The organism is Paraburkholderia sp. BR10141 (genome assembly GCF_056155635.1).
In genome coordinates this window covers 106,629-119,573 of sequence record NZ_JBMIQH010000018.1, presented here as the reverse complement: position 1 = coordinate 119,573, position 12,945 = coordinate 106,629, and the positions used below count along the sequence as shown (strand labels likewise).

Here is a 12,945-nt window from a genome sequence, read left to right as displayed (position 1 = left end):
CTCGCACGGTGCCGGCGCAGCCGTTTTTCTATCTCCCGATTCTCATTTGACACGCCTGAGCCGCCCGTGAAAGCCATTACCTCGCGCGACAATCCGCTCTACAAGCGTCTGAAGGCGCTCGCCGGCTCGACGCATCAACAGCGGCGCAGCCATCAGGCCTTGCTCGAAGGCTTCCATCTCGCGAGCGCGTGGCTCGACGGCGGCACACAGCCCGAGTACTGCGTCGTGACCGAAGGCGCGCTCGCGCACGAAGAAGCGCAGGCGATCGTTGCCCGCGTCGACGAGCGCCGCGTCATCACACTGCCCGATGCACTCTTCGGGCAGCTCTCGAACGTCGTGCACGGCGTAGGGCTGCTACTGCTCGTCGATATGCCTGAAGCGCCGTTGCCCGAACGCGTTGCATCGACCTGCCTCGTGCTCGACGGATTGCAGGACGCCGGCAACGTCGGCTCGATCCTGCGCAGCGCGGCGGCGGCCGGCATCGACACGGTGTTCTGCACGCCGGGTACGGCCTATGTGTGGTCGTCGAAGGTGCTGCGCTCGGCAATGGGCGCGCATTTCCTCTTGCAGGTGTTCGAGAACGTGGAGGCCGAAGCGCTCGTCGAGATGCTCGGCGTGCCGGTCGTCATCACCGATTCGCACGGCGCGCAGGCGATCGACGAGGCCGATCTGACGGGCCAGCTCGCGTGGGTGTTCGGCAACGAAGGAGCGGGCGTCTCGCAGGTTTGGCGCGACGCGGCCGCGCTGCGCGTGACCATCCCGCAGCCGGGCGGCATGGAGTCGCTCAACGTCGCGGCGGCGGCGGCGGTGTGCGTGTTCGAGCAATGCCGGCAGCAGCGTCACGCACGTTGACACTCGCGCCGGAGAGCAATAAAAAAGCCCGCTCAGATGCGGGCCTTTTCGTTTCTGGCCGGGCGTTTCAATACGACGGCTTGTCGATGCGGATTTCCTGCAGGATCGTGGTGGCGATTTCCTCGATCGACTTGTGCGTCGACGAGAGCCACTTGATGCCTTCGCGCCGCATCATCGCCTCGGCTTCGTTGACCTCGTAGCGGCAATTTTCCAGCGCGGCGTACTTGCTGCCCGGGCGCCGCTCGTTGCGGATCTCGGTCAGGCGCTGCGGATCGATCGAGAGGCCGAAAATCTTCGTGCGATGCGAAAGCAGCGCATTCGGCAGCTTGCCGCGCTCGAAATCGTCGGGGATGAGCGGGTAGTTCGCGGCCTTCACACCGTACTGCATCGCGAGATACAGGCTCGTCGGCGTCTTGCCGCTGCGCGACACGCCCACGAGGATGACGTCGGCGTCGGCGAGATTGCGGTCGGACTGCCCGTCGTCGTGCGCGAGGGAGAAGTTGATCGCCTCGATACGGTTCTTGTATTCGTCGGTGTCGGCGTTCTGGTGGCCGCGGCCCATGGCGTGGCTCGACTTGAGCTCCAGCTCCTGCTCGAGCGGTTCCACGAAGGTCTGGAACATGTCCATCACGAGCGCATTCGCGCGCTTGACGATCTCGTTCGAGTTGCTGTCCACGAGCGTCGTGAACACGATCGGACGGCGGCCTTCCTGCACGGCGGCTTCGTTGATCTTCTCGGCGGTCGAGTAGGCCTTTTCGGACGAATCGACGAAGGGCACGCGCACGAGGCGGAATTTCTGGTCGAACTGCGACAGGATCGAATGCGCGAAAGTTTCGGCAGTGATCCCGGTACCGTCGGAGACGATGAATACGGTAGGCGGCATCGGTTGAGGCTGGGTACGTGAGCTGCAGGGCCGCTCGGGACAGGCTTGGGCGCCCGGAAAGCCCCGTCCGGCGGGACCGAGGGGCAATTCTCGCCGACTGGCACAAATTCGAGAGTCGGCACGGTAGAATAGCGGCAACCTGTTGGATAAGCAATTGCAGTGCAACCGCGCCAAACCGCCGCCTATCGCGGTGCATTCTGGTGTCAATTTGCAGCGATTCCGTCTAACTGCATGAAATCGCGTGCATCTTCGTGCTTTTCCATTGAAAGGAAATTCGCTCGGCTCTTGAGCGATTGCTTCTCCAACAGGTTGCGCAAGACGTGAATCCGCCTCCAATGGGCGGACCGCGTTCGAGCCCACTTGCGCAATCGTGAATTTTTTTCACACTTAGGGGCTTGTATGACTAACACCGTTGCCAAGGATCAGGCGTATGTAGTGCCTTTCGAGCAGTTGCGGATGACCGATGTCGAGATCGTGGGCGGCAAGAACGCCTCGCTCGGCGAAATGATCAGCCAGTTGGCTGAGGCAGGCGTGCGAGTGCCCACGGGTTTCGCGACGACGGCGCTCGCCTTCCGCGACTTCCTGAAACATAACAACCTGACCGAACGGATCGCGGCTCGTCTGGAGACGTTCGACGTCGACGACGTGAAGGCGCTGGCCGAAGCTGGCAAGGAGATCCGTCAGTGGATCATCGACGCGCCGCTGCAGCCGAAACTCGAAGCGGACATCCGCGCCGGTTTCGAGACGCTGCAAAACGGTTCGCCGTCCGAGCTCTCGTTCGCCGTACGTTCGTCGGCAACGGCGGAAGACCTGCCCGACGCATCGTTTGCCGGTCAGCAGGAAAGCTACCTCAACGTGGTCGGCATCGAAGACGTGCTCGATCGCCTCAAGCACGTGTTCGCGTCGCTCTACAACGACCGCGCCATTTCCTATCGCGTCCACAAGGGCTTCACCCACGCCGAAGTCGCGCTGTCGGCTGGCGTGCAGCGCATGGTCCGCTCGGACCGCGGCGCCGCAGGCGTGATGTTCACGCTGGACACGGAATCGGGCTTCAAGGACGCCGTCTTCATCACGTCGAGCTACGGCCTCGGTGAAACGGTCGTGCAGGGCGCCGTGAATCCGGACGAGTTCTACGTCTTCAAGACCACGCTCGCGCAGGGCAAGGCTCCGATCATCCGCCGCTCGATCGGCTCGAAGCTCATCAAGATGGAATTCACGCAGCCGGGCGAGCCGGGTCGCGTGAAGACGGTCGACGTCTCGCACGAACAGCGCAACCGCTTCTCGATCACCGACGAAGACGTGATCGAGCTGGCGAAGTACGCCGTCATCATCGAGAAGCACTACCAGCGTCCGATGGACATCGAGTGGGGCAAGGACGGTCTCGACGGCAAGATCTTCATTCTCCAGGCGCGTCCGGAGACCGTTAAGAGCCAGGCCGCCGGCAAGGTCGAGCAGCGCTTCAAGCTCAAGGGCCAGTCGCAGGTGCTCGCAACGGGCCGCGCGATCGGCCAGAAGATCGGCGCGGGCCGCGTGAAGGTGATTCACGACCCGTCCGAAATGGAACGCGTGCAGCCGGGCGACGTGCTCGTCGCCGACATGACCGACCCGAACTGGGAGCCGGTGATGAAGCGCGCTTCGGCGATCGTCACGAACCGTGGCGGCCGTACCTGCCACGCGGCGATCATCGCGCGCGAGCTGGGCGTGCCGGCCGTGGTGGGCTGCGGCGACGCGACCGACGTGCTGAAGGACGGCGCGCTCGTGACGGTTTCGTGCGCGGAAGGCGACGAAGGCCGCATCTACGACGGTTTGCTGGAAACCGAAGTCAGCGAAGTCCAGCGTGGCGATCTGCCGGCCATTCCGGTCAAGATCATGATGAACGTCGGCAACCCGCAGCTCGCGTTCGACTTCTCGCAGCTGCCGAACGCGGGTGTTGGCCTCGCGCGTCTCGAGTTCATCATCAACAACAACATCGGCGTGCACCCGAAGGCGATTCTCGAGTACCCGAATGTCGACGCGGACCTGAAGAAGGCCGTGGAAAGCGTGGCACGCGGCCACGCCTCGCCGCGCGCGTTCTACGTCGACAAGCTCACGGAAGGCATCGCCACGATCGCGGCGGCGTTCTATCCGAAGCCCGTGATCGTGCGCCTGTCGGACTTCAAGTCGAACGAGTACAAGAAGCTGATCGGCGGTTCGCGCTACGAGCCGGACGAAGAAAACCCGATGCTGGGTTTCCGCGGCGCGTCGCGTTACATCGCCGAGGACTTCGCGCAGGCGTTCGAAATGGAGTGCCTGGCGCTCAAGCGCGTGCGTGAAGAAATGGGTCTCGCGAACGTCGAGATCATGGTGCCGTTCGTGCGCACGCTCAAGCAGGCCGAGCGCGTGGTCGGTCTGCTCGAGAAGTTCGGCCTCAAGCGCGGCGTGAACGACCTCAAGCTGATCATGATGTGCGAAGTGCCGTCGAACGCGATTCTCGCCGAAGAGTTCCTGCAGTACTTCGACGGCTTCTCGATCGGCTCGAACGACCTTACGCAGCTCACGCTCGGCCTCGACCGGGACTCGGGCATGGAACTGCTGGCCGTCGACTTCGACGAGCGCGATCCGGCCGTGAAGTTCATGCTCAAGCGCGCGATCGAAACCTGCCGCCGTCTGAACAAGTACGTCGGCATCTGCGGTCAGGGGCCGTCCGATCACCCGGATTTCGCCCAGTGGCTCGCGGAAGAAGGCATCGCTTCGATCTCGCTGAACCCGGACTCGGTTGTCGAGACGTGGCAGCAGCTGGCGAAGTCGCAGTCGAAGTAAGCGCGGTGCCGAGGGCGTCAATCTTCGGCACATACGGAGCTTGATGCAGCTTCCCCTGCGTCACTGCACGCTGCGGAAAAAAGTGTCAGCTTCGTGCTATAACACCCCGGTCTATCCGGGGTGTTTTACTTTGGGAGGTCGTCGTGGGTCCGCATGGTTTGTTCTGGTGGATTGCCGCTGGCGTGCTCATCGTCGCCGAGCTGATGACCGGCACCTTCTACTTGTTGATGATCGCGCTCGGCTTTCTCGCCGGCGCGCTCAGCTATGAGCTTGGCTGGCCGCTCGACGGGCAGCTGCTCGTCGCGGCGGCGGTCGGGCTCGCGGCCGTGGTCACGCTGCGGCGCTCGCGTTTTGGCCGCCGCCGGCGCATGACCGACGCCTCGACGGATCCGGGCGTGAACCTCGATATTGGCGCGACGCTTGCTGTCGCCGCATGGCACGACGGCCGCGCGCGCACGATGTATCGCGGCGCCGAATGGGACGTCGAACTCGCGCCCGGCGAGCCCGAAGACGCGCCGCTCTATGAAATCAAGGCAGTGCGCGGCAGTTGCCTCGTCGTGGCGGCGAAGCGCGAGCGGCGCGATGCCAATGCGCCCGGCGCCACTCGCGACGACGCGCGCCACGCGTGACCGGCCGAATTCACCTCACACCAACACACCACACAGAAGCGAACGGAGGTCCCGTATGCAAGTCCCAGTCGTCGGCCTGATTCTGCTCGTGATCGTCGTCGTGCTGATCGCGCAGACTATCAAGATCGTGCCGCAACAGCATGCCTGGGTGCTCGAACGGCTTGGGCGCTACCACGCCACGCTTACGCCGGGGCTGACGATCGTGCTGCCGTTCGTGGATCGCGTGGCGTACAAGCACGTGCTCAAGGAGATTCCGCTCGACGTGCCGAGCCAGGTCTGCATCACGCGAGACAACACGCAGCTTCAGGTGGATGGCGTGCTGTACTTCCAGGTGACCGATCCGATGAAGGCGTCGTACGGCTCGAGCAATTTCGTGTTCGCGATTACGCAGCTTTCGCAGACCACGCTGCGCTCGGTGATCGGCAAGCTCGAACTCGACAAGACCTTCGAGGAACGCGACTTCATCAACCATAGCGTCGTGTCGGCGCTCGATGAAGCCGCATCGAACTGGGGCGTGAAGGTGCTGCGTTACGAAATCAAGGATCTCACGCCGCCGAAGGAAATCCTGCACGCCATGCAGGCGCAGATCACCGCCGAGCGCGAAAAGCGCGCGCTCATCGCGGCCTCGGAAGGCCGCAAGCAGGAGCAGATCAACCTGGCAGCCGGCGCGCGCGAAGCAGCGATCCAGAAGTCGGAAGGCGAGCGTCAGGCGGCGATCAACCAGGCGCAGGGTCAGGCGGCCGCCATTCTCGCAGTGGCCGAGGCCAACGCGCAGGCCATCCAGAAGATCGGCAACTCGATCCAGGCGCAGGGCGGGATGGACGCCGTCAACCTCAAGGTGGCCGAACAGTACGTGAATGCTTTCGCCAATCTGGCGAAGCAGGGCAATACGCTGATCGTGCCGGGCAACATGGGCGACTTAAGCTCGATGATCGCTTCAGCGCTGACGATCGTGAACCGGGCAGGCCTGCGCGAGGGGCAGATCAGCGGGGCCGGGGCGGCGAAGGGCGCATAAGCGCTCAGGCCGCTGCAAATGACAACGGGCCGCATGAGCGGCCCGTTGTCCATCTGAACTTCCGGAGGAATCAGGTGGCCGAGCGCATCAGGCGCGCCTTTTCGCGCTCCCAATCGCGTTTCTTCTCGGTTTCGCGCTTGTCGTGCAGCTTCTTGCCCTTGGCGAGGCCGATCTCGCACTTCACGCGGCCGCCCTTGTAGTGAAAGTTCAGCGGCACGAGCGTGAAGCCGCGCTGCTCGACCTTGCCGATCAGCTTGTCGATTTCCTCGCGATGGAGCAGCAGCTTGCGGGTGCGCGTGGGGTCCGGCTGGATGTGCGTCGAGGCCTCGGGCAGCGGGCTGATGTGCGTGCCGATCAGGTAGAGCTCGCCGTCCTTGATCACGACGTAGCTTTCCTTGATGTTGGCTCGCCCGGCGCGCATGGCCTTGACTTCCCATCCTTCCAGCACGAGCCCGGCCTCGTGGCGCTCTTCGATGAAGTAATCGAAGAACGCTTTTCTGTTGTCGATGATGCTCATAGGAAAATGGGATTGGCCCAACTCGTTTAAAATTACGATTTTAGCAAAGCGGGCTCCCGAAAGCCCGTGGCGCTTTCACCCTAGCCACGCATTGCGCAATTTATGGCGGATGTCCAGAAAACCGTGTTGATTCGCCATTCGGCGGAACAAATGTTCGACCTTGTCACCGACGTCGCCGACTACCCCAACTTCCTGCCGTGGTGCGGCGGCGTCGAGATTCGCCGTCAGGACGAGAGCGGCATGGAGGCGAAGATCGACATCAACTTCAAGGGCATCAAGCAACACTTCGCCACGCGCAACTCGCAAAAGCGGCCCGAGCGCATCGACATGGAATTCGCCGATGGCCCGTTCCGCAAGTTCACGGGCTACTGGCGTTTCACGCCGCTGCGCGCCGACGCCTGCAAGATCGAGTTTGCGCTGCATTACGAGTTTTCAAACATCATTCTAGAGAAGCTCATCGGGCCAGTGTTCCATCACATCGCGAACACCTTCGTCGACTCCTTCGTGAAGCGCGCCGACCAGCGCTACGGCAAGCCATGAGCGCGAATCTTTCCATCGACGTCTGCTACGCGCTGCCGGATGCGCAGACGCTCATCAGCATCGAGTTGCCGACGGGCGCGACCGTCCGGCAGGCCATCGACGCGAGCGGCATTCTCGCGCGCCATCCCGAGATCGATCTGGCGAAGCTCAAGGTGGGCGTGTACGGCAAGCTCAAGCCGCTCGACACCGTGCTCGCCGACCACGATCGCGTGGAGATCTACCGGCCGCTGATCGTCGACCCCAAGATGGCGCGCCAGCGCCGCGTCGACAAGACCCGCAAGGAAGGCTCGATCGAAGGGCGCAAGTGGTTGCCCAAGGACTCGCGCTAGAGGTTCGAGCCGGGTTGCCACGGATTTGCCGCACAAACGTAATGGGCGGGACAGCTTGCGCTGTCTCGCCCATTCGGCATTTTGCGGCCCGGCGCGCTCAGGCGATGGTCGTGCGGCCGTTTTGCTTCGCGTCGACGTTGGGTTGCGCAAGGCGGCTTTCGTTGCCGATGCCCGGCAGATCGCCGTTCGGCACGATGCCGTCGCCGTGCGCGGTGTCTTCCGGACCGCCCGAATGCTGGCGTACCGACCAGCTTACGCCCGCCACGAGCAGCATGATCGCCGCGATTTCCAGCCCGCGCGGCAGCCGGTGATCGTAAATAAAGCCATAGAGCAGGGCGAACAGCGTCTCGAACACGATCATCTGACCCGAGAGCGTGAGCGGCAAGCGCTTGGCGGCGGCGTTCCAGAGTCCGTTGCCGAGCCACGAGGCGCCGATCGCGAGCACCAGATTCAGCTGCCAGAACGTGGTCCAGCGGCCGGCGGCCACGGTTTCCTGCACCCAGTGCGACGGCACGACGAGAATGCCGAGCCAGAGCAGGCCGCCGAGCGCGCCCGTGACCACGCCCCAGAGCACCGACCATTCGTTGCCGCTGAAGTGCGCATTGCGCTGCAGATAACGCGCGTTCTCGACCGCGAACCAGGTCCAGCACACGAGCGCGCCGACGGCGCAGCCAATGCCTGCGATGCGCGTGAGGATACTCGCGCCGCCTGCGTCGCCGGCTGCGCTGAACACGTCCACGTTGATGCAGACGATGCCGGCCGCGATCATCGCAAGCGGCCAGACCAGACGCGAAAGCGGCACGGCGCCATGGTCACGGCGGCCGAGCAGCGTGACCGTGACGGGCAGCACGCCGACGATCAGCGAGGCCGGCGCGATGCCCACCAGATGGATGGCACTCGCGAGAAAGAGGTAATAGAGCACGTTGCCCACCAGCGCGAGTTTCACGAGCGCGACGAGATCGGCGCGCGTCATGCGCGGCCAGACACGGCGCAGCATGGGCAAAAGCGCGGCGAGCGAGACGAGCCCATACATCGCGTAGCGGCCCGCGCTCAGGAGCAGTGGCGAGAACTCCGCCAGTTGCCGGGGCACGACGAACACCGTTCCCCATAATGCGCCGGCGAGCACGCCGTACAACACACCACGCTGCATTTGTATTGCCTCCGGATACTTCGGCTGGCCCAAGGCAGGCCGTTATGACAGAACGGCCCGAAGCATAACTGGAGGTGCGCGCACCCGTCTTGTTCAATCCTGCAGCGTGCGCCCGATATTCGGGTCGGAGGCGGGCCATGCCCGCACGGCTCGCACCGGCAGGGTCGGAGCATGGAAATAGTCCCGAAAACGGCGCTAAGCTACTGTTAGCGCTGATGATTTCCAGGGCGCTATCGCGTATAATCTGCTTTTGCGCCTATAGGATTTGCCATGCGTCTGATCCAGAAAGCACTCACGTTCGATGACGTGCTCCTCGTCCCCGCCTTTTCCGACGTTCTCCCGCGCGACACCAGCCTGAAGACCCGGCTGACCCGCAATATCTCCCTGAACATTCCGCTCGTGTCGGCCGCTATGGATACCGTCACGGAGGGCCGTCTGGCAATCGCCATGGCGCAGCAGGGGGGTGTCGGCATCGTTCACAAGAACCTCACGCCGGCCGAGCAGGCGCGCGAGGTCGCGAAGGTGAAGCGCTTCGAGTCGGGCGTCGTGCGCGATCCGATCACGGTTCCGCCGCAAATGAAGGTCGCCGACGTCATCGCGCTCTCGCAGCAGCATGGCATTTCGGGCTTCCCGGTCGTGGAAGGCGCGCAACTCGTCGGCATCGTCACGAACCGCGACCTGCGTTTCGAAACGCGCCTGGATGAGCCGGTGCGCTCGATCATGACGCCGCGCGAGCGCCTCGTCACCGTCAAGGAAGGCACGCCGCTCGTCGAAGCCAAGGCGCTCATGCACAGCCACCGCCTCGAGCGCGTGCTGGTCATCAACGACGCATTCGAGCTGCGCGGTCTCATGACCGTCAAGGACATCACCAAGCAGACCGAGCACCCGGCCGCCTGTAAGGACGAGCACGGCAAGCTGCGCGCGGGCGCGGCAGTCGGCGTCGGTCCGGACAACGAAGAGCGTGTCGAGTTGCTGGTGCAAGCCGGCGTGGACGTGATCGTCGTGGATACGGCGCATGGTCACAGCAAGGGCGTGCTCGAGCGCGTTCGCTGGGTCAAGAAGAACTTCCCGCACGTCGAAGTGATCGGCGGCAACATCGCGACGGCCGACGCGGCGCGCGCGCTCGTCGAGTACGGCGCGGACGGCGTGAAGGTCGGCATCGGCCCGGGCTCCATCTGCACGACGCGTATCGTGGCCGGCGTGGGCGTGCCGCAGATCAGCGCGATCTCCAATGTCTCGGAAGCACTCAAGGGCACGGGCGTGCCGTGCATCGCCGACGGCGGCGTGCGCTATTCGGGCGACGTTTCGAAGGCGCTGGCCGCCGGCGCGAACGCCGTGATGATGGGCAGCATGTTCGCGGGCACCGAAGAGTCGCCGGGCGACGTGTTCCTGTACCAGGGCCGCCAGTACAAGTCGTATCGCGGCATGGGCTCGGTCGGCGCGATGAAGGACGGCGCCGCGGACCGCTACTTCCAGGACAACTCGGCGAACATCGACAAGCTCGTGCCGGAAGGCATCGAAGGCCGTGTCGCCTACAAGGGTCCCATCAACGCCATCCTGTTCCAGCTGATCGGTGGCGTGCGCGCCTCGATGGGTTACTGCGGCTGCCGTACGATCGAAGACCTGCACGCGAAGGCGGAGTTCGTGCAGATTACCGGCGCCGGCCTGCACGAGTCGCACGTGCACGACGTGCAGATCACGAAGGAAGCGCCCAACTATCACGTGGACTGAACCCCGATGAAGCCGCTGCTGCGCGTGCTACTGATTGTCGATGCGTTGACGTTGCTGGGGTTCGGCGTGCTGTTCGTTCTCACGCCCTGGACTCTCGTCTACGACGCGTTGCAACTGGTGCAAACGCAGCCGGCGCTCGTTGGGCAGGCGTTTGGCGTGGTGCTGCTGGGTTTCGCGTGGCTCGCGCTGCGCGCGGCCTTCCACGGGGAGATGACACTGCCCGTGGGCCGCACCGTGGGGCACGTCAACTGGATTGCCGGCGTGCTGATGCTGGTCTGGCTAATCGGACTGCGTGCGCCGCGGCTCACGGGTTTTGGCCAGTTGGCGGCAGGTGCGGTTGGGGTGTGGCTGATCGTCCTCGGCCTCGGCGGCGTCCGGCTCGCGGGCGCGGTGCGCAAGCGCCAGAAGGGGCAGGCGAGCGGCAGTTCCGCGCAGCAGCGCAAGGTGGAGAAGGCCCAGCCCGAACGGCGCGAAGAGCCGGTGTCGTACGCGAAGCCGGGCTTTATGCGAACGATGGCGTGGGGCGGTGCAAAAGGGGCAAAACGGCCGGCAGCGCCGGTCGAACCCGTTGTGGAAGTCCCGACCGTGACGCCCGCGGCCGTTCCGCCGGTTGCGCCCCGTCCATCGCCGGTTACGCCGCCGCCCGCCAGTCCCGCGCAAGCTCGAGAGGCTCGCCAGGCGGCTCGCGACGAGGCGGCCGACGCACCGAGGCCGCCGCTGCGTGGCTGAGGCCGCGCGCAAACCCGGCCTCCCAAACAGCAGACGCAGTGCGCCCGAAGCACACCCGAACTTGCGCCACCCGGTGCCGCCGTAGCGCGGCGCTTGGGTCCTGATGAATTCACGCTGCGCGCATTTGAAGTGTCGCGCGGCTTTCCGTATCCGTTCTTTTTTAGGTCTCGTCCGCAGCCATGCACGACAAAATCCTGATCCTCGACTTCGGCTCGCAAGTCACCCAGCTCATCGCGCGCCGCGTGCGCGAAGCCCACGTTTATTCGGAAATCCATCCGTACGATGTGGATGACGCATTCGTCCGCGAATTCGCGCCAAAGGGCATCATCCTCTCCGGCGGCCCGAACTCGGTCACCGACACCGACACGCCGCGCGCGCCGCAAGCTGTGTTCGAACTGGGCGTGCCGGTCCTCGGCATTTGCTACGGCATGCAGACAATGGCCGAACAGCTCGGTGGCAAGGTCGACGGCGGCCACCTGCGCGAATTCGGCTACGCCGAAGTGCGCGCGCGCAACCACACGAGCTTCCTCGAGGGCATCGAAGACTTCCGCACGAGCGAAGGCCACGGCATGCTCAAGGTGTGGATGAGCCACGGCGACAAGGTCACGGAAATGCCGGCAGGCTTCCAGCTGATGGCGTCGACGGAATCGTGCCCGATCGCGGCCATGGCCGATGAAGCGCGCCACTTCTACGGCCTGCAATGGCACCCGGAAGTCACGCACACGGTGCAGGGCCGCGCGATGCTCGAGCGCTTCGTGCTCGGCATCTGCGGCGCGAAGGCCGACTGGGAGATGGGCCACTACATCGACGAAGCCGTCGAGACGATCCGCAGGCAGGTGGGCAACGAGCACGTGATTCTCGGCCTCTCGGGCGGCGTGGATTCGTCGGTCGCGGCGGCGCTGCTGCATCGTGCGATTGGCGACCAGCTGACCTGCGTGTTCGTCGATCACGGCCTGCTGCGTCTGAACGAAGCCGAGCAGGTGATGTCGATGTTCGCCGACAACCTCGGCGTGAAGGTGATCCATGTCGACGCGAGCGAAGCGTTCATGTCGAAGCTCGCCGGCGTGACCGATCCGGAAGCGAAGCGCAAGATCATCGGCGCGGAGTTCGTCGAAGTGTTCCAGACGGAAGCCGGCAAGCTCACCGACGCCAAATGGCTCGCGCAAGGCACGATCTATCCGGACGTCATCGAGTCGGCCGGCAAGGGCAAGAAGGCCGCGCACACGATCAAGAGCCACCACAACGTGGGCGGCCTGCCGGAAACGCTCAACCTCAAGCTGCTCGAACCGCTGCGTGAACTCTTCAAGGACGAAGTGCGCGAACTGGGTGTGAAGCTCGGCCTGCCGCACGAAATGGTCTATCGCCATCCGTTCCCGGGCCCTGGCCTCGGCGTGCGTATTCTCGGCGAAGTGAAGCGCGATTTTGCGGATCTGCTGCGCCGCGCGGATGCGATCTTCATCGAGACGCTGCGTAACACGATCGACAAGGAAACCGGCAAGTCGTGGTACGAACTCACGAGCCAGGCGTTCGCCGTGTTTCTGCCGGTGAAGAGCGTGGGCGTGATGGGCGATGGCCGCACGTACGAGTATGTCGTTGCGCTGCGCGCGGTGCAGACGCTCGACTTCATGACGGCGCACTGGGCGCACCTGCCGCACGAGTTGCTGGGCCACGTGTCGAACCGCATCATCAATGAAGTGCGCGGCATCAACCGTGTGGTGTACGACATCTCGGGCAAGCCGCCCGCGACGATCGAATGGGAGTGACGTTCTCC

At 64.2% G+C, this 12,945-nt stretch carries 12 protein-coding genes; 9 read left to right on the top strand and 3 right to left on the bottom strand.

Annotated features, from left to right (window positions below; all coding sequences use genetic code 11):
- Positions 1–66: 66 nt before the first annotated feature.
- A complete protein-coding gene (locus ACOJB8_RS24035) occupies positions 67–852 on the top strand; it encodes a TrmH family RNA methyltransferase (protein ID WP_368683003.1) in 786 nt (261 codons plus the stop codon).
- A 67-nt stretch (positions 853–919) separates the two neighbouring features.
- Here ACOJB8_RS24035 and ppsR read toward each other — a convergent pair whose 3' ends face one another.
- On the bottom strand, positions 920–1,735 hold the full coding sequence (ppsR, locus tag ACOJB8_RS24030; RefSeq protein WP_028204047.1) for a posphoenolpyruvate synthetase regulatory kinase/phosphorylase PpsR: 816 nt from the start codon (positions 1,733–1,735) through the stop codon (positions 920–922).
- A gap of 399 nt (positions 1,736–2,134) precedes the next feature.
- Here ppsR and ppsA point away from each other — a divergent pair, with 399 nt between their 5' ends.
- The 3 genes from ppsA (at position 2,135) to ACOJB8_RS24015 (ending at position 6,178) form a co-directional block, all read left to right on the top strand.
- Positions 2,135–4,534 (top strand): phosphoenolpyruvate synthase, encoded by a 2,400-nt coding sequence (gene ppsA, locus ACOJB8_RS24025; RefSeq protein ID WP_069265628.1) that lies wholly within the window; start codon positions 2,135–2,137, stop codon positions 4,532–4,534.
- Between the two features lie 143 nt (positions 4,535–4,677).
- Positions 4,678–5,163, top strand: coding sequence for an NfeD family protein (locus ACOJB8_RS24020; protein WP_475014697.1), 486 nt, complete (start codon positions 4,678–4,680; stop codon positions 5,161–5,163).
- Positions 5,164–5,218: 55 nt separating this feature from the next.
- On the top strand, positions 5,219–6,178 hold the full coding sequence (locus tag ACOJB8_RS24015) for an SPFH domain-containing protein (RefSeq protein ID WP_069265629.1): 960 nt from the start codon (positions 5,219–5,221) through the stop codon (positions 6,176–6,178).
- Between the two features lie 70 nt (positions 6,179–6,248).
- Here the strand turns inward: ACOJB8_RS24015 and smpB are convergent, their stop codons facing one another.
- Positions 6,249–6,695, bottom strand: coding sequence for an SsrA-binding protein SmpB (gene smpB / locus ACOJB8_RS24010; RefSeq protein WP_368617633.1), 447 nt, complete (start codon positions 6,693–6,695; stop codon positions 6,249–6,251).
- A gap of 102 nt (positions 6,696–6,797) precedes the next feature.
- On the opposite strand from smpB, the gene ACOJB8_RS24005 reads away from it, so the two are divergent.
- Both ACOJB8_RS24005 and ACOJB8_RS24000 read left to right on the top strand, forming a co-directional pair.
- Positions 6,798–7,235 (top strand): type II toxin-antitoxin system RatA family toxin, encoded by a 438-nt coding sequence (locus ACOJB8_RS24005; protein WP_042265786.1) that lies wholly within the window; start codon positions 6,798–6,800, stop codon positions 7,233–7,235.
- On the top strand, positions 7,232–7,564 hold the full coding sequence (locus tag ACOJB8_RS24000; protein ID WP_475014694.1) for an RnfH family protein: 333 nt from the start codon (positions 7,232–7,234) through the stop codon (positions 7,562–7,564). Before ACOJB8_RS24005 ends, ACOJB8_RS24000 begins: the two co-directional genes overlap by 4 nt.
- 97 nt (positions 7,565–7,661) lie before the next feature.
- On the opposite strand, the gene ACOJB8_RS23995 is transcribed toward ACOJB8_RS24000, so the two are convergent.
- Positions 7,662–8,714, bottom strand: coding sequence for a DMT family transporter (locus ACOJB8_RS23995; protein WP_475014692.1), 1,053 nt, complete (start codon positions 8,712–8,714; stop codon positions 7,662–7,664).
- Between the two features lie 270 nt (positions 8,715–8,984).
- Here ACOJB8_RS23995 and guaB point away from each other — a divergent pair, with 270 nt between their 5' ends.
- The 3 genes from guaB (at position 8,985) to guaA (ending at position 12,937) form a co-directional block, all read left to right on the top strand.
- Positions 8,985–10,445, top strand: a complete 1,461-nt coding sequence (gene guaB, locus ACOJB8_RS23990) for an IMP dehydrogenase (RefSeq protein WP_069265633.1) — start codon at positions 8,985–8,987, stop codon at positions 10,443–10,445.
- Between the two features lie 6 nt (positions 10,446–10,451).
- Entirely contained in the window at positions 10,452–11,174 is a 723-nt protein-coding gene (locus tag ACOJB8_RS23985) for a hypothetical protein (protein ID WP_342945824.1), read from the top strand.
- Between the two features lie 179 nt (positions 11,175–11,353).
- The gene (gene guaA, locus ACOJB8_RS23980; RefSeq protein ID WP_069265635.1) at positions 11,354–12,937 is read left to right on the top strand and encodes a glutamine-hydrolyzing GMP synthase; all 1,584 of its coding nucleotides are present in this window, start codon (positions 11,354–11,356) and stop codon (positions 12,935–12,937) included.
- Positions 12,938–12,945: the final 8 nt, after the last annotated feature.